The following is a 21,759-nucleotide window of genomic DNA, read 5'->3' on the forward strand; positions in this document are numbered from 1 at the left end:
CGTCAGTTCTCCCTAGCTACGGCTTGCGGGTCGGGGAGCAGCTCGACGCGTCCCTCGACCACCTGTTTTCCGAACTGGCGCAGGGCCACCTCGACCGGCAGCCGGCCGTCGACGTCCGCCGTCCGGCCGACCTTCGCCTCGCACACCAGGTCCGCCTCGAACTCCGCGAAGTCCAGGAACGCGGCCTCGCAGCCGACGATCAGGGCGTGCGGGGTGGGCAGGACACCGGCGGTGTGCGCGGCGGCGACCGCCGTCTGCCGCATGGCCTCAGCCATCAGCGGGCCGGGGATGTGGTCGTACTCGTGGTCGAAGAACGCCGGGTGCGCGGTGTCGGCGGCGAGCAGGAACGGCCCGTCGCCGGTGGCGGTTTCGGGCACGCCGATGACGACGTTGCGCGGGATCGCGCGGCCGACCAGCTCGGGGACGAGGCGGCGGGCCGTGGTGAGGCGGGCGGCGGCGATCGGCTTCTGGGCGCGCTGGAAGGCGCGGAAGACGTCGTAGTCGGCCTTCGACATGAACGCGAGGTGGGCGGTGAGCGTCATCGCGCGCCGGCCGCCGATCTCCATCGCGCCCCGGAGGGTCATGCCGGTCACGTCCGCGCCGCGGTGGGCGCGTTCCGCGATGCGGTAGTGCAGATGGCCGCGCATCGCGGTGCGGCCGTCGTTGCGGTACGCCTCCGGGTCCTCGACGCGGAAGCTGATCCGCTGGAGGCTGAACGGCAGTCCGACCTCGATCCCCACGTGCCGGTGGAGGAAGACGAAGATGGCCTGACGGGCCGCCTCGGCGGAGGCGAACGGGTCGTGGAAGGCCGGGTGCTGGTCGGACCAGAGGCTGTGCGCGCGGGGGATCTCGAAGGAGAGATAGAAGTCGTCGGCGCCCACCTGGGCGGAGTCCGCGACGAACACCTCGCCGATCTGGCGGCGGTGCGCCAGGGCGCGCGGTACGGTCTGCTCGAACCCCAGCGTGACGCCGGGCGGCAGCAGGGTGCTGGCCGAGGTGGTCATACGCTCAACTCCGTTTCGGCGTGCGGCGGCACCGCCGCGTACTCGGGCTTGCGCATCGCGCGGCGGCGGCGGATCTCGGTGGCGCCGAGGCTGCCGAGCTCGGCCAGCAGCGCCCGCCGGCCGCCGCCGTTCGCGTTGCCGTCGCGCAGCATCCGGCCGGTGGCGCCGAGGACGCGGGCCGGGGTGAGGACGCCGAGGACCGTGACACGGTGACTCAGCAGATCGAGCACCTGGTCGGCCTTGCCGCGCGCGTGGAGCCGGGAGACGACCTCGGGGACGACCCCGGCGATCGGCCCGGCCACGCCCAGGTCGGCGGCCAGCCCGTAGTACTCGGCGTAGGTGCGGTCCCGCCAGCGGCCGAACGCGGCCGTGGCGCTGTCGACTTCGGCCCCGGAGCGGCGCCCGGCGAGCGCCGTCTCGATGGCGGGCGCGAGCCGTTCCGCCTGGTGGAAGGAGTCCCCGATGCCGCGCCCGCCGGCCGGGTCCTTGAAGTGCCCGGCGTCGCCGAGCAGCACCCAGCCGGGCCCGGACGCCTCGCGGAAGTACCCGGAGAAGCGGCGGATTCCGTAGACGCGGGTGGCGCGGCGGGCGCTGGCGATGGCCTTGGCGATCGGCTCGCAGCTCATCGCGTGCGCGGTGAGCGAGCCCTCCAGGTCGTCCTGGAAGCTTTCCCGCTCATGCCGCTCGGGCGAAACGCCCACGATGTAGAGGCCGTTGTCGGCCGTGCCGCCGAGTATGTGCCGGTCGCCCCAGCGGTGGAAGACGAACGTCGGGGCCTCGCCGGTGTCGACGCCCTCGAAGTACGTCCAGTAGTAGTTCCGTTCGTTGCGCGTGACGTGGTACTGCCGGGCGCCGGTCAGGCGGGCGACCGTCGAGGCGCGGCCGTCCGCGCCGACGACCAGCCGCGCCGACAGCTCGGCCCGGCCGCCGCCGCGCTCCGCGATCTCGACTCCCGTGACGCGCCCGTCCGTTCCGCGCACCAGGCCGGTGACCTTGGTGCCGAGCCGGACCGAGGCGCCGGCCTCGCGGGCGGCTTCCACCAGCAGGGGATCGAGGACTTCGCGGCGGATACAGGCCGCGCCGCCGACGTCACCCGCGCGGTCGGGGAAGTCGACCAGGCAGCGGAAGTCCCCCAGGCGCATGTCGACGCGCCGCATGGGCCGCACTCCGGCCTCGCGCAGCCGGCCGGTGAGGCCGAGCCGGTCGAGGAAGGCGAGGGAGTCGGCCTGGAGGATGTTGGAGGAGAGGGTGAAGCCGATGGTGGTCGCCTGGTCCAGCACGGCGACCCGCAGGCCGCGGCGGGCGAGCAGCGCGCCGAGCGAGGAGCCCGCGCAGCGGGCGCCGACGATCACCACGTCCAGGGGCTCCTGGCCCTCCGGGGCGCTCATGCGGCGTTCCAGCGCACGGCCGCGGCGGCGGCGAAGTCCCCCGCGTGGGCGAAGCCCGACATCACGACGAGGTCGCCGTCGCGCAACTCCCCGGCGCGGGCGGCCTGGTCGAGCGTGATGGGGACGGCCGCGCCGTAGAGATTGCCCAGGGTGTCGAACGTGTCGAAGTGGTGCTTGGCGTCCAGGTCCAGCGCCTCCCGCCAGTTCTTGAGGAAGATCCGGTTGGGCTGGTTGGTGACGAGCACGTCGATCGCGGACGGGGACTCGCCCAGCCCGTCGAGGAGTTCGGTGACCAGCTCGGGAACGAGGGTGTTGCCGCGTTCGAGGATCTCCGTCGTCTTCGTGTCGTCGAACCTGATGTCCATCTCGCTCGTACCCGGCTCCCAGTACTTGCGGCCGTCCGGGGTCGCGATGCCGAGATCCACCGAGTGGGCGGGGACGGAGCGGGTCCGCACGCCGAGGACCGGCGAGGGGCCGCCCAGCTCCAGATAGGCGACCCCGCAGCCGTCGCCGGGCACGGCGGCGTGCGGCTTCTTCCGCACGCCCGGCTGGGCGAACATCTGGCCCGCGGTGTTCTGCACGTTGGCGATCAGCGCGGTGCGGGCCGAGCCGTCCGCCATGATCTTCCGGGCCAGCGACACCATGTACATGAACGAGGCGCAGCCGCCGTTGTGGAGGTCCACGATCCATTCCGGGCTGATGCCGAGGCGGTTGGCGGCCTGGGCGCCGACGCCCATGAACGGCTCGTCCGGCAGCAGCACATTGGTGAGCAGGACGTCGACCTGGCCGGCCGGCTCGCGGCCGAGGCGTTCGAAAATCGGGCGGGCGGCCTTGGCGATCATGTCGGCGGCGGAGTCGCCGGGGCCGACGTGGCGGCGGGTCGGGGGCACCTTGAAGAGGGGCAGGGCGGCGAGCGGGTCCTGCGGGGCGTCCTCGTCCAGGAAGAAGTCGGGCGCCACCACGTTCTCGGGCAGATAGCTCCCGAAGTCGGTTATGCCCAGGTGTTGCATGCTGTTTCCTTTCGAAGCCAGTCTCCGACCGTCCGCGCGGTCAGGGCCGCGTCGTCCTCAAGCAGGGAGAAGTGGTCGCCCGGCACGGGCTCGACGGTGTCCACCGCGCGCCACAGGGTCCAGGTCCCGGCGCGCGGCGCGTCCGGGCGGCGGGCGGCGGTCAGGAGCAGCGCCGGGGCGTCGAGCCGGTCGGCCGACTCGGCCGCCCATCCGTCGAACAGCCGCAGATAGCCGCCCATGGCCAGGATGTTGTCGTCGTTGATGTCGATGTAGGCGTGGTCGCGGCCGAGGATGTGGCCCATGGCCCACCCGAACACCTCGGCGCGCTGGGCGGGATCGGGCTCGTAGGTGTCGATCAGGACGACGCCGGCGACGCGGTGTCCGGCGCGTTCGAGGGTGGCGGCGACGGCGTGGGCGAGCACGCCGCCGATGGAGTGGCCCGCGAGCAGGAGGGGTTGGCCCTCGGCGGCGGCCAGCGCCCCGGCGGCGAGCGCGTCGATCGCGGCCCGCCAGGTGGCGGGCGGTGGCGTGCCAAGGGCACCGCCGAAGCCGGGGAGGGTCAGCGCGGAGGTGCGGAGCCTGGGCTCGAACGCGGCGGCGAGGCGCGCGAACTGGTGTGGTCCGGAACCGGCGAGGAACGACGGCACGCAGACGACGGCGGGCCGGGCCGGCCCGTCGGAGACCAGGACGGCGGCGGGCGGTTCGGGCAGCTCGGCCGGGTCGGTGAACGCCGGGCGGTACGCGGCGGCGGCGGTCAGCAGTGGTACGGCGCCCGCGAGTTCGCCGTGCGCGTGGGCGGCCCGCAGCAGCCCGGTGAACGTGCCGCCGCCCGGCGTCGGTTCGGGCTGTGCCAGGGGCGGAGTGTCGTCCTGGCCGAGCAGCGTGCGCAGATGGGCGGCGAGCGCGGCCGGGGTGGGGTGGTCGACCAGGAGGGTCGGGGGGAGGTCGAGGCCGGTGACGGCGGTGAGTCGCTGCTGGAGCCTGACCGCGCCCATGGAGTCGATGCCCAGCTCCAGCAGGGTGCGGTCGGCGTCGACGGTCTCGCCGGGGTCGTAGCCGAGGATGCCGGCCGCCTCGGCGGTGACCACGGCGAGCATGTCGCGGGGCGCCTCGGCGGTTTGGGAAGTCTGTGGGGTGCCGGGCGTCTCCGCGGTGCCGGGCGTCTCCGCGGTGCCGGGTGACGCGGCGCCGTCGGGCGTGATGGCGGCCGTCCGGGCCGGGGGAGCGGCGTCGAGCCAGTAGCGCCGCCGCTGGAAGGCGTAGGACGGGAGCGTGACGCGGCGGGCGGCGGCCGGGTCGTAGAGCCCGGCGAGATCCCCGGCCGCGCCGCGCGTGTGCAGCTCGGCCAGCGCGCCGAGCAGCGAATCCGGTTCCGGGCGCTTGGCGTTGAGCGTCGGCGCCAGCACGGCCATCGAGGGGGCGGCGAGGCAGTCGCGGGCCATGGCGGTGAGGACTCCGCCGGGGCCGATCTCCAGGTAGGCCGTGGCGCCCGCGTCCTCCAGGGCCCGCACGCCGTCGTGGAAGCGGACCGGCTGTTCCGCGTGGCGCACCCAGTAGTCGGGTGAGGCGAGGGTGTGGGCGTCGAGCGGCTTGCCGGTGAGGTTGGAGACGACTGGGATCGTGGGTCGGCCGGCTCTCAGTTCCCGTGCGACGGTGGCGAGTTCGCCGAGCATCGGGCGCAGCATGTGCGGTGAGTGAAAGGCGTGGCTGACGCGCAGCCGCCGCGTGCGCCGGCCGAGGGTCCGCCACCGCGGCTCGAAGCCGGCGAGCGCGTCGGCGGGACCGGAAACGACCACCGCGCGGGGGCCGTTGACCGCCGCGACGCCGAGCCGGCCGTCGGTGTCGGAGTCGGTGCCGGTGCCGGTGTCGGCCAGGGCGGCGCGGATCTCCTCCTCGGTCGCCTCGACGGCGAGCATCCCGCCGCCGGGCGGCAGCGCCTGCATCAGCCGGCCGCGCGCGGCGACCAGGGCGGCGGCATCGCCCAGGGCGAGGGCGCCGGAGACGTGGGCGGCGGCGATCTCCCCGACCGAGTGGCCCAGCAGCAGATCCGGCCGGAAGCCCCAGGACTCGATCAGCCGGTAGAGGGCGACCCCCACGGCGAACAGCGCGGGCTGGGCGTATCCCGTCTGGTCCAGCAGCGCCGCCTCGGGGGTGCCCTCGGCGGCGAACATCACCTCGCGCAGCGGCCGTGGCAGGCGCGGGTCCAGCTCCGCGCAGACCGCGTCAAGTGCCTGCGCGAAGTGAGGGTACGCGGCGGCGAGTTCGCGGCCCATCCCGGGGCGCTGCGAGCCCTGGCCGGGGAAGAGGAAGGCGGTTTGGCCAGTGGTGGCCTCGCCCGTGAAGGCGCCCGGCGGCAGCTCGCCGCGCGCGAAGGTGTCGAGGGCGGCGAGGAGTTCGTCACGGGTGCCGCCGGTGATCGCGGCCCGGTGGGGGTGCCGTGCCCGGGTGTGGAGGAGGGCGGTGGCGATGTCGGCCGGGGCGGCGTCCGGGTGGTGGGCGGTGAGGTGGGTGTGGAGGCGGCGGGCCTGATCGCGCAGCGCCGCCCCGGACGTGGCGGACAACGCCCACGCCACCGGGCCCCGGGCGGGCTCTCCCGCCGGCTCCCCGGCCACGTCCTCCTCGGCCGCCTCCTCGATGACGATGTGGGCGTTGGTCCCGCTGATCCCGAACGCGGAGATGGCGGCGCGGCGGGCGTGGTCGGGGGTGCGGGGCCAGGGCCGGGGCTCGGTGAGGAGGCTGACGGTGCCCGGCCAGTCCGCGTTGCCGGTGGGCCGGTCGACGTGGAGGGTGGCGGGCAGCGTCTCGTGGCGGAGGGCCATGACCATCTTGATCAGTCCGCCGATCCCGGCCGCCGCCTGGGTGTGCCCGATGTTGGACTTCAACGAGCCGAGGTGGAGGGGTGGTTGGCCCGGCTCGCGGTGTTGTCCGTAGGCGGTGTGGAGGGCGTCGATCTCGATGGGGTCGCCGAGAGTGGTGCCGGTGCCGTGACCCTCGACGGCGTCGACGTCCCGGGGTTCGAGGCGCGCGTCGGTGAGGGCCTGGGCGATCACCCGGGTCTGGGACGGGCCGTTGGGCGCGGTGAGGCCGTTGCTCGCGCCGTCCTGGTTGACCGCCGTGCCGCGCACCAGGCCCAGGACGCGGTGGCCGTTGCGCCGGGCGTCGCCGAGCCGCTCCAGCAGCACCAGGCCGACCCCCTCCGACCAGCCGGTGCCGTCCGCCGCCTGGGCGTACGACTTGCACCGGCCGTCCGGGGCCAGACCGCGCTGGCGGCTGAACTCCGTGAAGGTCTTGGGCGTCGCCATCACGGTCACGCCTCCCGCCAGGGCGAGCGAGCACTCGTCGCGCCGCAGGGCCTGTGCCGCCAGGTGGACGCCGACGAGGGAGGAGGAGCAGGCGGTGTCGACGGTGAGGGCCGGTCCTTCGAGGCCGTAGACGTAGGAGACCCGGCCGGAGAGCACGCTCCCCGCCGAGCCGATCCCCCAGTACCCCTCCAACTCCCCGGGCCCGGCGGCCGAGAGGAACGAGTAGTCCTGACCGGTGGTGCCCACGTAGACACCCGTCCGCGAGCCGCGCAGCGCGGCCGGGTCGAGCCCGGCGTCCTCCAGGGTCTCCCAGACGGTCTGCAGCAGCAGCCGCTGCTGCGGGTCCATGGCCAGCGCCTCGATCCGGCCGATGCCGAAGAAGTCCGCGTCGAACTCGGTGGCGCCGTCGAGGAATCCGCCCGCCGCCGCGTAGCTCGTGCCCGCGTGGTCGGGGTCGGGATGGAACAGGGACTCCAGGTCCCAGCCGCGATCGGCCGGGAACTCCGACATCACATCGCGCCCGTCCGCGACCACGTCCCACAGCTCGGCCGGGGAGCCGACACCGCCGGGATAGCGGCAGGCCATGCCCACGATCGCCACGGGCTCGGTGGCCCGCTGCTCCGTGAGCCGCATCTGCTCGCGGGTGGACTGGAGTTCGGCGGTGACGCGCTTGAGATAGCGCAGCACCTTGTCGTTGTTGACGTCGGACATCGGTCAGCGCACCCCCAGGTCGTTGTCGATCAGGTCGAAGATCTCGTCGGCGGTGGCCGATTCGATCCGGTCGCCGGTGGCTGGCGCGCCGGCGTCGCCGTTCCGGCTCTCCAACTCACCGAGCAGGGAGCGCAGTCGGGCGCTGATCCCGGTCACCTCGGCCGCCGGGACCGAAGCCAGCAGCCCGGCGAGTCGGTCCAGCTCCCCGAGCACCCCGGACTCCCGTGCGGCGGCCCCCACGTCGGAGCGTTCCTCGATCAGCGACCTGACGTGCCGGGCCAGCGCCGCGACGGTGGGGTGCGCGAACGCGAGAGTGGACGGCAGGGTGAGGCCGGTGGCCTGCTGGAGGCGGTTGCGCAGGCGCACGGCGCCGAGCGAGTCGAGCCCCATCTCCTGGAACGCCCGTTCCGGGGCCACCGCGTCGGCGCCCGTGTGCCCGAGCACTTCCGCGACCTGGGCCGCGACCACCTCCAGCACCAGCGCGTCGCGCTCCTCCTCCGGAGCGGCGGCGACGCGGGCGGCGAGCGCCGCCCCGGAGGAGGCGTCGGCCGGGCGGGCCGCCGCGGCGGGCGCCAGCCCGCGCAGCGTCGCGGGCAGCGCGTCGTCCCGGGCCTGGGCGCGCAGCGCGGCGGTGTCGAGCAGGGCCGGGACGAGCAGCGCGTCGGCCGTTCCGTGCACGGCGTCGAACAGCCGCAGCCCCTCCTCGTTCGTCAGCGGCGCGAGCCCGGAGCGGCCCAGCCGGTCCACGCCGGAGCCGCCGAGGTGCCGGGTCATGTCGCTGGCCTCCTCCCACAGTCCCCAGGCGAGCGAGACGGCGGGCAGGCCCCGGGCGCGGCGCGATTGGGCGAGGGCGTCCAGGAAGGTGTTGGCGGCGGCGTAGTTGCCCTGTCCGGGGCCGCCGACCGTGCCCGCGACCGAGGAGAAGAGCACGAACGACGCCAAGCCCTCGGCGTTCGCGGTCAGTTCATGCAGGTGTCGGGCGGCGTCGACCTTCGGGCGCAGCACCCGGTCCAGCCGCTCGGGGGTGAGGGACTCGATCAGGCCGTCGTCCAGCACTCCGGCCGAGTGGACGACGGCGGTCAGTGGGTGCGCGGCGGGCACGGCGGCCAGCAGCGCCGCGACCTCGTCGCGGTCGGCCACGTCGCAGGCGGCTACCGTGACGCCGGCGCCGAGCGCGGCCAGCTCCTCCGCCAACGCGGCGGCGCCGGGGGCGGCTCGGCCGCGCCGGCTGGCCAGCAGCAGGTGGCGGGCGCCGTGTTCGGCGGCCAGGTGCCGGGCGACGAGGGCGCCGAGGCCGCTGGTGCCGCCGGTGATCAGGACCGTGCCGTCGGGGTCGAACGCCAGCGGGCCGCCCGCCGCGCCCCGGGCCCGGACCAGGCGGGGAACGTGCGGCCGGCCGGCGCGGATCGCGAGCTGTGGTTCGCCGGATTCGAGGGCGGCGGGCAGCGCCTGCCAGGAGGCGGCGTCACCGTCGAGGTCCGCGAGGACGAACCGCCCGGGGTGTTCGGACTGGGCCGAGCGGACCAGGCCCCACAACGGCGCCTGGCCGGTGTCGACATCGGCCCCGGGCGCGGTGGCCACGGCGCCCCGGGTGACGAACACCAGCCTGGTCGTGGCCAGTCGCTCCTCGTCCAGCCAGGCCCGCAGCAGGGCGAAGGTCCGGTGCGCGGTGTCGTGCGGGTCGGGGTGACCGGCCGCGACCAGCACCGCTTCGGGGGCGGCCGTTCCCTCGGCGATGACCCCGGCGAGCGTGGCCGGGTCGGCGTGACGCGGCGCGTCGGCGTCGGACGCCTCGGGCAGGGCGTCACCGAGCACCGCCCAGTGGACGGCCGGTGACGCGGACGAGACGGAAACGGCGGGCAGCGGCGTCCAGTCGAGCCGGAACAGCGAATCGGCGGTGGTGCGCAGCGACGCCAACTGGGCCTGGCTCACCGGCCGGGCGACCACCGCGTCGACCGAGACGACCGGTGTGCCGGTCTCGTCGGCCGCCGTCATCCGGACCGTTCCCGGGCCGGTGCCCGCGCCGAGCGGGGCCAGGGTGACCCGCAGCCGGGTCGCCCCGGGCCGCAGCAGCCGCACGCCGGACCAGGTGAACGGCAGCCACGCCTGTCCCGACTCCGCGCCCGGGCCGGTCAGTTCGGTCAGCCGGGCGTGGAACGCGGCGTCGAGCAGCGCCGGGTGCAGGCCGAAGGCGCCGGCCTCCGCGCCGAGCTCGACATCGGCGAGCAGGGTGTCGCCGCGCCGCCAGGCCGCGCGCAGTCCTTGGAAGACCGGGCCGTAGCCGAAGCCCCGGTCCGCGAGTTCGTCGTAGAGGCCATCGACGGGCAGCGGCACGGCGTCCGGCGGCGGCCAGGCGGCGAAGGTCGCCGCGTCGGGGGTGGGTTGCCCGGCGTCGGGCGCGAGGAGTCCGGTGGCGTGCCGGGTCCAGTCGGCCGGGTCCGCGCCGGAAGTGCCGCCGGTGGGGCGGGAGTGGACGGCGATCGGGCGGCGCCCGAGGGCGTCCGGCTCCCCGACCGAGGTCTGGAGATCGACCGCGCCGCCGTCCGCGATGGCCAGCGGCTCCTCGATCGTCAGCTCCTCGACCACCCCGCAGCCGGTCTGCGCCCCGGCGTGCGCGGCCAGTTCGACGAAGGCGGTGCCGGGCACCAGGACCGTGCCGTAGACGGCGTGGTCGGTGAGCCAGGGGTGGGTGTCGCGGGAGAGCCGACCGGTGAACAACCACCCGTCGCCGTCGGCCCGTTCGACGGCCGCGGCCAGCAGCGGGTGCCCGGTGGACCGCAGCCCAGCCCCGGCCACGTCGCCGTCGGCGCCGTCGGCGGTGGCGCGCGGCGCGGCCCAGAAGCGTTCGGCGCGGAACGGGTAGGTGGGCAGCGTGACGCGGCGGGCGCGGGCCGGGTCGTGGACCGTCGCCCACGCCACGGGCGCGCCGTGCGTGTGGGCCTCGGCGAGCGCGGCGGTGAACCGGCGGGGGCCGCCGTCGTCGCGGTGCAGGGAGCCGATGACGCTCGCCGGCTCGTCCCCGGCGCCCGCCGTCTCGATGATCTGCTCGACCGCGACGCCGAGCACCGGGTGCGGGCTGACCTCGATGAACATGGTGTAGCCCTGGGCGAGCAGGCCCCGCACGGTCTCCTCGAAGCGGACGGTCTGCCGCAGATTGCGGAACCAGTAGCCCGCGTCGAGCCCCCCCGTGGCGAACTCGCCGCCGGTGACGGTGGAGTGGAAACGCACGTCACCGCCGCGCGGCGTGACCGGTGCCAAGTCCTCGGCCAGCCGCGCCCGCAGGCCCTCGACCTGCGCGGAGTGTGAGGCGTAGTCCACGTTGATGCGCCGGGCCCAGACCCCGGCCTCGGCGCACGTGTCGAGCAGACCGGTCAGGGCCTCCGGCGTGCCGGAAACGATGGTGGAGGAAGGGCCGTTGACCGCCGCGACGGAGATCCGGTCACCCCACGGCGCCAGCAGCGGCAGCAGCCGCCCGGACGGGGCGGTCACGGACACCATGCCGCCCTGGCCCTCCAGAGCGCGGATCGCGCGGCTGCGCAACGCCACGACGCGGGCGGCGTCTTCGAGGGAGAGGCCGCCCGCCACGCAGGCGGCGGCGATCTCGCCCTGCGAGTGGCCGACGACCGCGTCCGGCCGCACCCCGTGGTGGCGCCACAGCTCGGCCAGCGAGACCATCACGGCCCACAGCGCGGGCTGGACGACGTCGACGCGGTCGAGCGGCGGCGCCCCGGGCGCGCCGCTGAGCACCTCGTCCAGCGACCAGTCCGTGTGCGGGGCGAGCGCGTCGGCGCAGGCCCGCAGCGTTTCGGCGAAGTGGGGGTGGGCGGCGGCGAGTTCGCGGCCCATGCCGAGCCACTGGGTGCCCTGGCCGGGGAAGAGGAAGGCCGTCCTGCCGGTGGTGGCCCGGCCCGTGAAGGCGCCCGGCGGCAGCTCGTCGCGTGCGAAGGTGTCGAGGGCGGCGAGGAGTTCATCCGCGGTCTCGCCCGTGACGGCGGCCCGGTGCGGGTGATGGGTCCGGGTGTGGGCGAGGGCGGTGGCGATGTCGGCCGGGGCGGCGTCCGGGTGGTGGGTGGTGAGGTGGGTGTGGAGGCGGCGGGCCTGATCGCGCAGCGCCGCCTCGGACTTGGCGGACAGCGTCCAGGCCACCGGTCCGGCTTTGGCGTCGTCCGGCGCGGGTTCGTCCGCCGCGCCGGGTGGCTCTTCCACGATGACATGGGCGTTGGTGCCGCCGACGCCGAACGCGGAGATGGCGGCGCGGCGGGCGTGGTCGGGGGTGCGGGGCCAGGGCCGGGGCTCGGTGAGGAGGCTGACGGTGCCCGGCCAGTCCGCGTTGCCGGTGGGCCGGTCGACGTGGAGGGTGGCGGGCAGCGTCTCGTGGCGGAGGGCCATCAGCATCTTGATCAGTCCGCCGATCCCGGCCGCCGCCTGGCTATGGCCGATGTTGGACTTCAACGAGCCGAGGTGGAGGGGTGGTTGGCCCGGCTCGCGGTGCTGTCCGTAGGCGGTGTGGAGGGCGTCGATCTCGATGGGGTCGCCGAGAGTGGTGCCGGTGCCGTGACCCTCGACGGCGTCGATGTCCCGCGGCTTCAGCCGGGCGTCGGTGAGGGCCTGGGTGATGACGCGGGTCTGGGACGGGCCGTTGGGCGCGGTGAGGCCGTTGCTCGCGCCGTCCTGGTTGACGGCTGTGCCGCGGATCAGGCCCAGGACGCGGTGGCCGTTGCGCCGGGCGTCGCTGAGCCGTTCCAGCAGGATGACGCCGATACCCTCGGACCAGCCGGTGCCGTCGGCGGCCTGGGCGTACGACTTGCACCGGCCGTCGGGGGAGAGGGCGCGCTGGCGACTGAACTCCGTGAAGATCTTGGGCGTCGCCATCACGGCGACACCGCCGGCGAGGGCGAGGGAGCATTCGCCGCGCCGCAGGGCCTGTGCCGCCAGGTGGACGCTGACGAGGGAAGAGGAGCAGGCGGTGTCGACGGTGAGGGCCGGTCCTTCGAGGCCGTAGACGTAGGAGACCCGGCCGGAGAGCACGCTCCCCGCCGAGCCGATCCCCCAGTACCCCTCCAACTCCCCGGGCCCGAACCGGGCGACCTGTTCGTAGTCCTGGCCGCTGCTGCCGATGTAGACGCCGGTGGGGGATCGTCTGAGCGACGTCGGGTCGAGCCCGGCGTCCTCCAGGGTCTCCCAGACGGTCTGCAGCAGCAGCCGCTGCTGCGGGTCCATGGCCAGTGCCTCGGTCCGGCCGATGCCGAAGAAGTCCGCGTCGAACTCCGTGACGCCGTCGAGGAATCCGCCGGATGCCGCGTAGCTCGTGCCGGGCCGGTCCGGGTCGGGGTCGATGAGCCGGTCCAGGTCCCAGCCACGGTCGGTGGGGAAGTCCCCGACCACGTCCAGGCCGCGCGCGACCACGTCCCACAGCTCGGCCGGGGAGCCGACACCGCCGGGATAGCGGCAGGCCATGCCCACGACGGCCACCGGGTCGTCGTCCTCGTCGGTGCTCGACTCGCCCGTCGGCGCCTCGGGTTCGTCGGGCGCGGCGGTGGTGGACACGGGCGGGAAGCCGAGCAGCGAGAGCAGATGCCCGGCCACGTCGGCGGGGGTCGGGTGGTCGAAGAGGAGGGTGAGCGGCAGCTTGAGGCCGACCGCCTTGCCGAGCCGGCCGGTCAACTCGACGGCGGCCAGGGAGTTGTAGCCGTAGTCGCGGTACGCGCGGTCCGGGTCGATGGTGTGGGGGGCGGTGCCGAGCAGCCCGGCGGTCTGCTCCCGGACCAACTGGAGCACGGCCGGGTGCCGGTCGTCGTCGGGCAGGTCGGTGAGGCGGGCCGCGAACGGATGGATCCGCGCCACGGAGTCGTCCGAACGATCAGCCGAATGAGCAGCAGCCATGTCACCCTCCACGTTTGGTCCCCCGGTCCGGTCCCGTGCTCTCCGGTCGCGCGCTTGAAGGCGTCGGGCGTTCGTCGTCCTGCGGAAGCAGGCGGATCAGCCGGCTCCGGCCGGCCGCTTCAGCAGGAACTCCCGGATGTGTCCGGCGAGTCGCTGGGGCTGGTCCTCGGGGATCAGCGTGTAGCTGTCCGCGATCTCCACGAGTTCGCCGTGCGGCAGTAGCTCGGCGAGGCGCCGCCCGTGCTCGGGTGGCATGACTTTGTCCTCGGCGGCCCACGCGACGAGCGCGGGGCGGTCGAAGTCGCGTAACCGCTCGGACCACGCCAGGAGTTCGGCCTTGGGTGGCACGCTCAAGACATACTTGCGCAGGTCGCGGCGGATCTCCTTGGACGTCCACAGCGGGTGGAACCAGTCGTCCATGACGTCGTGCGGGACCGGCCGCTTGCTCATCCGTCCCCAGGTCATGGGCAGTCGCCGCATGGGCTTCAACTTCAGCAGCCCGAAGGCGCCGTTGAGGCCGCCGGGGAGTCTGGCGGCGGCGAGGAGATTGCTGCCCGGGAGGCCGGGCGGGTAGTTGTCGAACGCCTCGCACGAGGTGATGACCAGTCGGCCGATCCGCTGGTCGCGGCCCTCGGCGACGAGCGTCTGCGGGCCGCCCCAGTCGTTCATGACGAGCGTGACATCGCGCAGGTCAAGGCGGTCGAGGAACTCCTCGACGAGGCGGGCGACTCCGAGGATCGACAGATCGGCGTCCGGGCGCATGGGCCGACGGTGGCCGCCCAGCGGCAGGTTCGGGACGACGCAGCGGAAGCCGGAGCGCAGGTCGGCCACCACGTGCCGCCACAGCGAGCCGTTCATCGCGACGCCGTGCAGAAGCACCACGACGGGACCGTCGGTCCCCGTGTCCTCGTACTCGATGGTGCCGGCGGACAGCTCCACCTCAGCCATCTTCGACCCCCGTGGTCGTTGAAATACGGCCCGGATGACGACCTGGTCATACCTGGTCAGGGTGGTCGTCTTCAGGGCGGTGTATGGCGATAACCCGATGTGCGTAGCCATCGGTGGTGGCCGACAGTACACCGAACGACCCGCCGTCGCACCCCCTTCCCGCCGAACTCACAAATTCATGCAATGAGTTGGCCGAAGATACTGGCGATGGCTTCCCCGGTCGTGCAAGATGGCCCACGGCGCTCCACGGGGGACGCGCGGATTGACCTGAGTTTGTCATCGCGTGTTCAACCAAAGGGTGCCTTCCGGTGGCCACCCCCACCTCGGGTCACAGAGTTCTTTTCCCAGCCGCGATGTCGCGGCGTAGCGCCGGACCAGCCGGCCACGAGAAGCCTGACCGCGAGCGAGAAGAGTCGGCCCGCCCCATCCCGGTTTCATTTCCGTTACGGTGGCGAGGCGGACCCATTAATTCACTCTTAAGGAGAGGTTAATTACGTGATCACCGCTGAAGAAGTGTGCGGCCTCATAGCCAAGAAGCTCGGCAGCAAGGCGGATTCGTTCACCCTCAACGAGGGTACGACCTTCGACGAGGTCGGCCTGTCGAGCCTCCAGATCGCCGACATCGTCTACACCATCGAGGACGACCTGGAGATCCAATTCGACCCCAGCAAAGCGGCGTCGGTGAAGACCGTGGGCGACCTCGTGCGCCTCGCGGAGACGACGAAGCTGGGCAGCGTCGAGGCGTGACGACGGTCGACTACCAGGGCGCCACGGCGGAATCGATCAGGCATCACTATGACGTCTCGAACGACTTCTACGCCTTGTGGCTGGACGCCTCGCTGACTTACACCTGCGCGCTGTGGGGCGAGGGTGACACGCTGGAGGACGCGCAGCGCCGGAAGCTCGATTACCTTATCGAGGGGGCTCGCGCGACGGGTGCCCGCCGGGTGCTCGATGTCGGCTGCGGCTGGGGAAGCCTGCTGAACCGGCTGGTCGGAGAGCACGCCGTCGGTCAGGCCGTCGGACTGACCCTCAGCGACAGCCAGGCCGAGTTGCTGCGGGCCAGGGAGCTGCCCCGCACCGAGGTGCGCGTCGAGAACTGGCTCGACCACGAGCCGGACGAGAAGTACGACGCGATCATCTCAATCGGAGCCTTCGAACACTTCGCACGAACCGGACTTTCCCGGACCGAGCGGGTGGCGGCATACCGGGAATTCTTCGCCCGGTGTCGGTCATGGCTCCCCAAGGGGGGCCGAATCGCCCTGCAGACGAACATCAAGGGCAACAACGTGCTCATGGACAAGCAGGCCGTCCGCGACCTGATGTTCATCATCGAGACCATCTTCCCGGAGTCGGAGATTCCGGCTCTGTCCGAGGTCATCGAGGGCAGCGAAAAGCTCTTCGACATCGTCACCGTGCGCAACGACCCGGATCACTACAGTCGAACCTGCCAGGAATGGCTGGACCGGCTGCGGGCCAACCGGGATCGCGCGGTCGAGTGCGCCGGAGAGCTGAACGTCGCCAACTACGAAAGGTATCTGGGCGCCACTGTCGGGCACTTCCGGAACCGTCACCTGGGCCTGTCCAGGCTGATTCTCGAAGCGGTCTGAAGGCAGCTCCCACAGCAAGGCGAAGGGGCACCAATTGAGCGATCGAAAACACGTCGTGTACTGGCACGACACGGAACCCGTCGTGCCCGGCCCCGCCCTGCGGGAAACGGTCGACTGCGACGTCTGCATCGTCGGCGGCGGCTTCACCGGCCTGTGGACGGCTTTCTTCCTCAAAGAGGCCGAACCCGCCCTGGACATCCGGATCGTGGAGGCGAAACACTCCGGTTACGGCGCTTCCGGCCGGGCCGATGGATTCGTCACGCCGACGGTCGGCAAGGACATCCAGGCGCTGGTCGACAAATTCGGGACGCAGCGCGCTCTGGAGGCCACCCAGGCCGTCGGGCGCTCGATCCTGGAAATCGGCCGATTCACCCGCCGGAACAAGGTGGACGCCGAGTACGAGGCCAACGACTACCTCATGGTGGCCACCGACCCGGCTCAGGTGAGGCGCCTGGAGCACGACCGGACCCTGGCCGAGCGGATCGGCGGTGTCGCGCCCGAGATCCTGTCGCGCGCCGACAGCCAGGCCGTCGTCGGCTCGCCGGCGGTGCAGGCGAGCATGCGCATCGGCGGCGCGCTGGTCAATCCGTTCAAGCTGACCCGTGGCCTGGCCCGCGTGCTGCGCGACCAGGGCGTCACCATCTACGACGACACACCCTGCGTGGACGTCGAACGGGGCGTCCGCTCCACCGTCGTCACGCCCGGCGGGCGCGTCACCGCCGACAAGGTGGTCCTCGCCACCAACGTCCACATGGACTCCTTCCCGGCCTTCCGCAACAAGGTCGTGCCCATCTGGACCTACGCCATGGTGAGCGAACCCCTCACCGACGCGCAGCTCGCCCGCGTGCCGTGGGCGGGCCGGGAGGGCCTGGTCGAGGCCAAGTCCCTGCTGACCTGTGCCCGTTTCACCCACGACAACCGGATCATGTTCGCCGGCGGCCCGGCTCCGTACTACTGGGGCCGCGACCGGCGGCAGCGCAATATGAACCGCGAGCAGGTCTACGCCGAGATCCACCGGGAGTTCCTGCGGTTCTTCCCGATGTGGCGGGACGTCGAGTTCACCTACGCGTACGGCGGCACCGCCGACGTGGTGCGCGACTACGCCCCCCACTTCGGCACCATCGGGGATGGCGTCTACTACGGCTACGGGTACTGCGGCAACGGCATCGCCATGACCCACCTCGGCGGCAAGGTCCTGCGCGACCTCGTCCTCGGGAAGGACAGCGACTACACCCGCCTGCTCGTGGTCGACAACGAGGACCGCAAGCCCCCCGCCGCGTATCCGCCCGAGCCCCTGCTCTACATCGGCTCGCGTGTGGTGACCCGGCTGATGGACTGGAAGGACTCGCGGGCATGAGTACACGCCCACGCACCGTTCTGCTCACCGGAGCCTCCGGCGTCGTCGGCCGCTCCATTCTCCGGGAGTCGCGGGGGCTTCCGGGGGGTGGCGGCGACGGCGGTCCCGGCGACCTACGGCTGATCGCCGCCTCGCACAGCAGCGCCGTGCCCGAAGCCCCCGGCCCCACCGTGTCGTTGGACATGACGGCCGAGTGGTTCGGGCTCGGCGCCGATGGCTGGGAGGCGCTGGCGGAGGAGGTGGATGTCGTCATCCACTCCGCCGGGCTGACCGAATGGGGCCTGCCCGCAGAGCGTTACCAGCCGATCAACATCGACGGCACCCGCCGGATCATCGAGTTCGCCGAACGGGCCGACGCCGTCGTGCACTTCATGAGCACGGCCTTTGTCGCCGCCCTCGCGGACACCGCCCCGACGCCCCTGGGAGCGGCCAACGTCTGCCGGAACTACATCAGTTCCAAGCAGGCGGCCGAGGACCTGCTCGCCGAGAGCGGCATCCCGCACACGGTCTTCCGGCCCACCAACCTGGTCGGTGACTCCACCACCGGCTGGACCTCCCAGGGCCAGATCGTGCAGCTCATGTCCGACTGGATCGGCCGCGGCCGGGCGCCGTTCATCCCTGCCCACCCCGGCATCCGGATGGACTTCGTGCCGCAGGACCTGCTCTCCAAGGCCGTATTGCGCGCTATCGAACTCGGCGACGACAAGGGCGACTTCTGGGTCACCTACGGCGAGGAGGCGATGGATGTCGACGGCTGCCTCCAGGTCCTCGCCAAGCACGCCGCCGCGCGCGGCCGGATGTTGAGGATCCCGCCCACCGTGGATCCGGGCCGGATCGACCAGGAGGAGCTGGAACGGCTGCCGCCGATGAGCCGCTCCTTTCTGTCCGTGCTGTGCGACGTCAGTGAAGTCACCTGGTGCAGCGGCGGCGTGCTGCCCACCTCGATGCCCGAGCTGCGGGAACGCTACGGCGTGCCGTACGTGGCGGACACCGTGGCCTATCAGCGCAGCCTCACGTACGCCTCGGACCACCTGAGCTGACACCCGCCCGACTCGCTCCACTCGCTCAATTCGCTCCACCATGGAAGGACTCAGCGTGAACGACGGATGGAAGGCCCCCGACCTCGGCGGCTCGGTGGCCGTGGTCACGGGCGCCAGCCGGGGCGTGGGCCGGGGCATCGCCCTCGCGCTCGGCGACGCCGGCGCGACGGTCTACGTGACCGGCCGCAGCACGCGCGACGGTGACCGCACCGAGGCGCTGCCCGGAACGGTCGACGAGACGGCCGACGAGGTGACCGCACGCGGCGGCAAGGGCATCGCCGTGCGCTGCGACCACCGCGACCCGGCCGACAACGCGGCGCTGGCTGAGCGGATCAGCGCTGACCACGGTCGGCTCGACTTGCTGGTCAACAACGCCTGGGGTGGCTACGAGCGTTCGGCCGAGGTGCCGTTCGACGCCGCCTACTGGAAGCAGCCGATGTGGCGTTACGAGCTCTTCGAGGGCTCGCTGCGCGCCCAGTACAACGTGACGCAGCAGCTCACGCCGCTGATGCTGCCCATGGAACGGTCGTTGATCGTCGGCATCAGCTTCTCGGACGGCGACATCTACCTCGGACAGGTCGGCTACGACGTCTTCAAGACGGCCTCCGACCGCATGTGCAAGGGATTCGCCTACGACCTGCGCAAGAGCAAGGTCACCGCGCTCTCCCTGCACCCCGGCTTCGTCCGCACCGAGCGCGTCGAGGCCGCCTGGGAGGCGCTGGGCAGCGGCCCGGCGGCCGTGGTCCACACCCCGGAGTACGTCGGCCGCGCGGTCGCCTCGCTGCTGGCGGACCCGGCGGTCGCGGAGTGGTCCGGACAGGTCGTCAGCACCGGAGACCTGGCCGTGCACTACGACTTCCAGGATGTGGACGGCAAGCGGCCCCCGGCGTTTCGGCTGGAGGGACGTATGACGCTGGCCACCCGGATGGACCGCCTCAACCGCGTGGTGGCCGCGGCGAACGCCGCCGCGGAGCCGACGGCCTGAGGACGAACGGCCGGACTCGCACGGCGGGTTCACCGTTCTCCGACCGCACGGCGACGGCGGCCCGGTACCCGGCCGGCGCCGCCACGTCGGCGATGGCCCAGCCTTCGGGGCCGTCGTCGGCGCCCGCCGTGGCGAACTCCCCGGGCAGGCCGACGTGATGGGCCCGGGTGTCCCCGGCCAGGCCGGTGCCGAGCCCCTTGAGAAACGCCTCCTTGCGCACCCAGCACCCCAGAAACGCGTCGTCGCGCACCTCTTCGGGCAGCGTGTCGAGCGCGGCCCGCTCGCCGGGGTGCAGCATGCCGCCGAGCCTGCGAGCCGCCCCGGCCCCGGCCACGGCCGCCGCCTCCACATCGACGCCCACGTCGGCCTCCGCCACCGCGTAGAACGCGACATCGGCGGCATGGGACAGGGAGAACCGCACGTCGGGACGGCCCGCCACGACCGGCCGCCCGTGCGGCTCACCGCACCCCGGCATGGGGCAGGGCTCCCGCGCGAACACGACCTCGGCCGGGCCGACTCCGAGCCGCGCCCCGAGCAACTGCCGCAGGGCGACGTGCGCGACGACGTAACGCCGCCGGTCCGCCGCATTCCGGAACGCCGCCGCCCGGGCCGCCTCGCCCCCGTCCAGCACGGCTTCGTCAACCGCCGCCCCCGGACCGGGTATCGCCAGCACCCAGATCCCCACCTCAGCCACCCGGCGACCGTAGCAGCGGCGGATTCGCCGCCGCCACGGGCCGGCTCGGGATGGCTCAGCTCGTTCGGTTGCCGTGCGGCGGCGCCTCAGAGGGCGCCGCGGCGCCAGGGGCCGGTGATCGCGAACGTGATGCCCGGGCTCTGGACGTTCACGAAGAGCCAGTTGCCGTTCGTCGGCTCGAAGACCGAGCCGGCCCACTCGGAGCTCGTGTGATTGACCGCGGGGACGTTCTTGCCCGCGGTGCCGGACCGCAGGTCGACGGTGTTCGCCGCGAAGGGGAAGATCTCGCCGTCCGTGGTCAGTCCGTGGACGTACTCGGTGCCGTCGCCGTCCTCGCAGAGGACCAGGCCGCCACGGGGGCTGACGCACATGTTGTCCGGGGCGTTGAGCACCTCGGCGCCCGGGGACGCGAAGAGCACCCGGAACTCATCCGTTTCCGGGTCCAGTTCGAAGACCTGACCCTGCCCGGCCGGGCCGCCGTTGGTGCTGATCACGTAGATGCGGTCGTTCCCGTACCAGGCGCCTTCCAGCCGGGCGAAGACCGCCCCGCCCGCGGCCTGCGCCTGGTAACGCACGGTGTCGGCGTCCGGGTCGACATCGTCGACGGGGACCCAGGAGACGGTGCCGTACGACTTCTCGCCGTCCTGGCGGGTGTCGTAGGGGGCGGCGCCGATGCGCATCGCCTCCAGTCGGCCGCCCTTGGACAGGTCGCCGGGCACCGCCGGAACGAAGCGGTACAGCGCGGCGTCGCCCCGGTCCTCGGTCTCGTAGACGTAGCCGGTCGCCGGGTCGATGGCGACGGCCTCATGGTTGAACCGGCCCATGGCCGTGTAGGGAACGGGATTTCCCTTGCCCTCGGACGCCACTTCGAAGATGTAGCCGTGGCGCACGCCGGCCGTCGTGCTGAAGGTCTCCTCGCAGGTGAGCCAGGTCTTCCACGGGGTCGGGCCGCCGGCGCAGTTGCGTATGGTGCCGCTGAGGCTGCCGTAGGACTCCAGCCACCGCCCGGCGTTCGGGTCGAAGACCAGCGTGGTGGTGCCGCCGCCGGCCGCCGGGTTGTACGCCGGGGAGGTGAAGGCGACACCGGCGCCGCGCTCATGGTTGCGGACGAGGTGCAGCTTGTCGCCGTACCGGAAGGCGGCCATGCCGTCATGCGAACCCGGGGTGGCCGTCCCGTCGTCCATGACGTCGTTCGTCCAGCCGTAGGAGATGTACTCGAACCCGCTTGGGAGCGCCAGCAGTTCGAGACCGGTCGCCTGATCCTTGACCGGGCGCAGGGGACCGTACCCGGTGTCGGCGGCGCGCCGGGCGGGCGCGGCGGCGGCGGCCCGCGCGCTGAGCGCCTGGAACGACACGGTGGCCGTCGCGGCCACGGCGGCGCCGCGCAGGAGCGAACGCCGCTCGAAGCCGGAACCGGAACCGGAACCGGAGTCGGAAGCGGAGCCGGCGGATCTTTCGGCGGAAGAGTCGGTCATGGCAGTCCTCTCGGGGACGAGGGGGGCTGGAGAGAGCTCTGTCACCCTAGGAGGAAGGCCGTTGTCCGTTTCCCAACGGAAAGTGACATCTGGGCGAATGCCTTCGGGATCGCGGGAGGCCCCCGATCCGGAGGCGCTGTCCTCCCCGTCTCCTCCGGGTAGCCCCACGCACTGCCCGCCGCCGCAGCCGTCGTGAACCCAAGCCGCAGTGCGTCGCCGTAGAGCGGGGTCGCCCGGGTAAGGGGCGAACAGGTGTGCCCGGGTCTCCGGGGTGGGTGTCAGACGTCGCAGCTCTTCGATCAACGCGTAGGTCTCCTCCTGCTCCGCCTCGCTCTCGCCGGGGAAGCCGACG

The 21,759-nt window shown here is 72.9% G+C and carries 13 protein-coding genes; 5 read left to right on the top strand and 8 right to left on the bottom strand.

The features are described 5' to 3' along the window. Nucleotides 1-2: 2 nt before the first annotated feature. The 6 genes from OIE51_RS19195 to OIE51_RS19220 all read right to left on the bottom strand — a co-directional run bounded on the left by OIE51_RS19195 (nt 3) and on the right by OIE51_RS19220 (nt 14,246). Nucleotides 3-1,004, bottom strand: coding sequence for an AfsA-related hotdog domain-containing protein (locus tag OIE51_RS19195; protein WP_326598968.1), 1,002 nt, complete (start codon nt 1,002-1,004; stop codon nt 3-5). Beyond that, complete coding sequence (locus OIE51_RS19200) at nt 1,001-2,392, bottom strand: NAD(P)/FAD-dependent oxidoreductase (protein WP_326598969.1); 1,392 nt, start codon at nt 2,390-2,392, stop codon at nt 1,001-1,003. Before OIE51_RS19200 ends, OIE51_RS19195 begins: the two co-directional genes overlap by 4 nt. Next, the gene (locus tag OIE51_RS19205) at nt 2,389-3,402 is read right to left on the bottom strand and encodes a 3-oxoacyl-ACP synthase III family protein (RefSeq protein WP_326598970.1); all 1,014 of its coding nucleotides are present in this window, start codon (nt 3,400-3,402) and stop codon (nt 2,389-2,391) included. The genes OIE51_RS19200 and OIE51_RS19205 overlap by 4 nt, the downstream gene beginning before the upstream one ends. Then, entirely contained in the window at nt 3,384-7,415 is a 4,032-nt protein-coding gene (locus tag OIE51_RS19210; RefSeq protein ID WP_326598971.1) for a type I polyketide synthase, read from the bottom strand. Before OIE51_RS19210 ends, OIE51_RS19205 begins: the two co-directional genes overlap by 19 nt. A 3-nt stretch (nt 7,416-7,418) precedes the next feature. Continuing rightward, nucleotides 7,419-13,298 (bottom strand): type I polyketide synthase, encoded by a 5,880-nt coding sequence (locus tag OIE51_RS19215; protein ID WP_326598972.1) that lies wholly within the window; start codon nt 13,296-13,298, stop codon nt 7,419-7,421. Between the two features lie 96 nt (nt 13,299-13,394). Next, nucleotides 13,395-14,246: an alpha/beta fold hydrolase gene (locus tag OIE51_RS19220; RefSeq protein ID WP_326598973.1), complete on the bottom strand. Its 852-nt coding sequence runs from the start codon at nt 14,244-14,246 to the stop codon at nt 13,395-13,397. Nucleotides 14,247-14,741: 495 nt separating this feature from the next. Here OIE51_RS19220 and OIE51_RS19225 point away from each other — a divergent pair, with 495 nt between their 5' ends. From OIE51_RS19225 to OIE51_RS19245, 5 genes are read left to right on the top strand one after another with little or no spacing between them, the layout of a single operon-like run. Next, a complete protein-coding gene (locus OIE51_RS19225; RefSeq protein WP_326598974.1) occupies nt 14,742-14,993 on the top strand; it encodes an acyl carrier protein in 252 nt (83 codons plus the stop codon). Beyond that, the gene (locus tag OIE51_RS19230) at nt 14,990-15,856 is read left to right on the top strand and encodes a cyclopropane-fatty-acyl-phospholipid synthase family protein (RefSeq protein ID WP_326598975.1); all 867 of its coding nucleotides are present in this window, start codon (nt 14,990-14,992) and stop codon (nt 15,854-15,856) included. The genes OIE51_RS19225 and OIE51_RS19230 overlap by 4 nt, the downstream gene beginning before the upstream one ends. A gap of 34 nt (nt 15,857-15,890) precedes the next feature. Further along, a complete protein-coding gene (locus OIE51_RS19235) occupies nt 15,891-17,213 on the top strand; it encodes an NAD(P)/FAD-dependent oxidoreductase (protein WP_326598976.1) in 1,323 nt (440 codons plus the stop codon). Continuing rightward, the gene (locus tag OIE51_RS19240; RefSeq protein ID WP_326598977.1) at nt 17,210-18,253 is read left to right on the top strand and encodes an SDR family oxidoreductase; all 1,044 of its coding nucleotides are present in this window, start codon (nt 17,210-17,212) and stop codon (nt 18,251-18,253) included. The genes OIE51_RS19235 and OIE51_RS19240 overlap by 4 nt, the downstream gene beginning before the upstream one ends. A gap of 55 nt (nt 18,254-18,308) precedes the next feature. After that, a complete protein-coding gene (locus OIE51_RS19245; RefSeq protein WP_326598978.1) occupies nt 18,309-19,238 on the top strand; it encodes an SDR family NAD(P)-dependent oxidoreductase in 930 nt (309 codons plus the stop codon). Here the strand turns inward: OIE51_RS19245 and OIE51_RS19250 are convergent. Both OIE51_RS19250 and OIE51_RS19255 read right to left on the bottom strand, forming a co-directional pair. Next, nucleotides 19,189-19,932, bottom strand: coding sequence for a 4'-phosphopantetheinyl transferase family protein (locus OIE51_RS19250; protein ID WP_326598979.1), 744 nt, complete (start codon nt 19,930-19,932; stop codon nt 19,189-19,191). The two genes, OIE51_RS19245 and OIE51_RS19250, sit on opposite strands and share 50 nt — an antisense overlap. An 86-nt stretch (nt 19,933-20,018) precedes the next feature. Continuing rightward, entirely contained in the window at nt 20,019-21,407 is a 1,389-nt protein-coding gene (locus tag OIE51_RS19255) for an alkaline phosphatase PhoX (RefSeq protein WP_326598980.1), read from the bottom strand. Between the last annotated feature and the right edge of the window lie 352 nt (nt 21,408-21,759).

This window comes from Streptomyces sp. NBC_01803 (genome assembly GCF_035917415.1).
Taxonomy (GTDB): Bacteria; Actinomycetota; Actinomycetes; order Streptomycetales; family Streptomycetaceae; genus Streptomyces.

Coding starts and splice junctions, on each gene's coding strand:
- OIE51_RS19195 (WP_326598968.1), bottom strand. CDS start 1,004: ATGACCACCTCGGCCAGCACCCTGCTGCCGCCCGGCGTCACGCTGGGG.
- OIE51_RS19200 (WP_326598969.1), bottom strand. CDS start 2,392: ATGAGCGCCCCGGAGGGCCAGGAGCCCCTGGACGTGGTGATCGTCGGC.
- OIE51_RS19205 (WP_326598970.1), bottom strand. CDS start 3,402: ATGCAACACCTGGGCATAACCGACTTCGGGAGCTATCTGCCCGAGAAC.
- OIE51_RS19210 (WP_326598971.1), bottom strand. CDS start 7,415: ATGTCCGACGTCAACAACGACAAGGTGCTGCGCTATCTCAAGCGCGTC.
- OIE51_RS19215 (WP_326598972.1), bottom strand. CDS start 13,298: ATGGCTGCTGCTCATTCGGCTGATCGTTCGGACGACTCCGTGGCGCGG.
- OIE51_RS19220 (WP_326598973.1), bottom strand. CDS start 14,246: ATGGCTGAGGTGGAGCTGTCCGCCGGCACCATCGAGTACGAGGACACG.
- OIE51_RS19240 (WP_326598977.1), top strand. CDS start 17,210: ATGAGTACACGCCCACGCACCGTTCTGCTCACCGGAGCCTCCGGCGTC.
- OIE51_RS19255 (WP_326598980.1), bottom strand. CDS start 21,407: ATGACCGACTCTTCCGCCGAAAGATCCGCCGGCTCCGCTTCCGACTCC.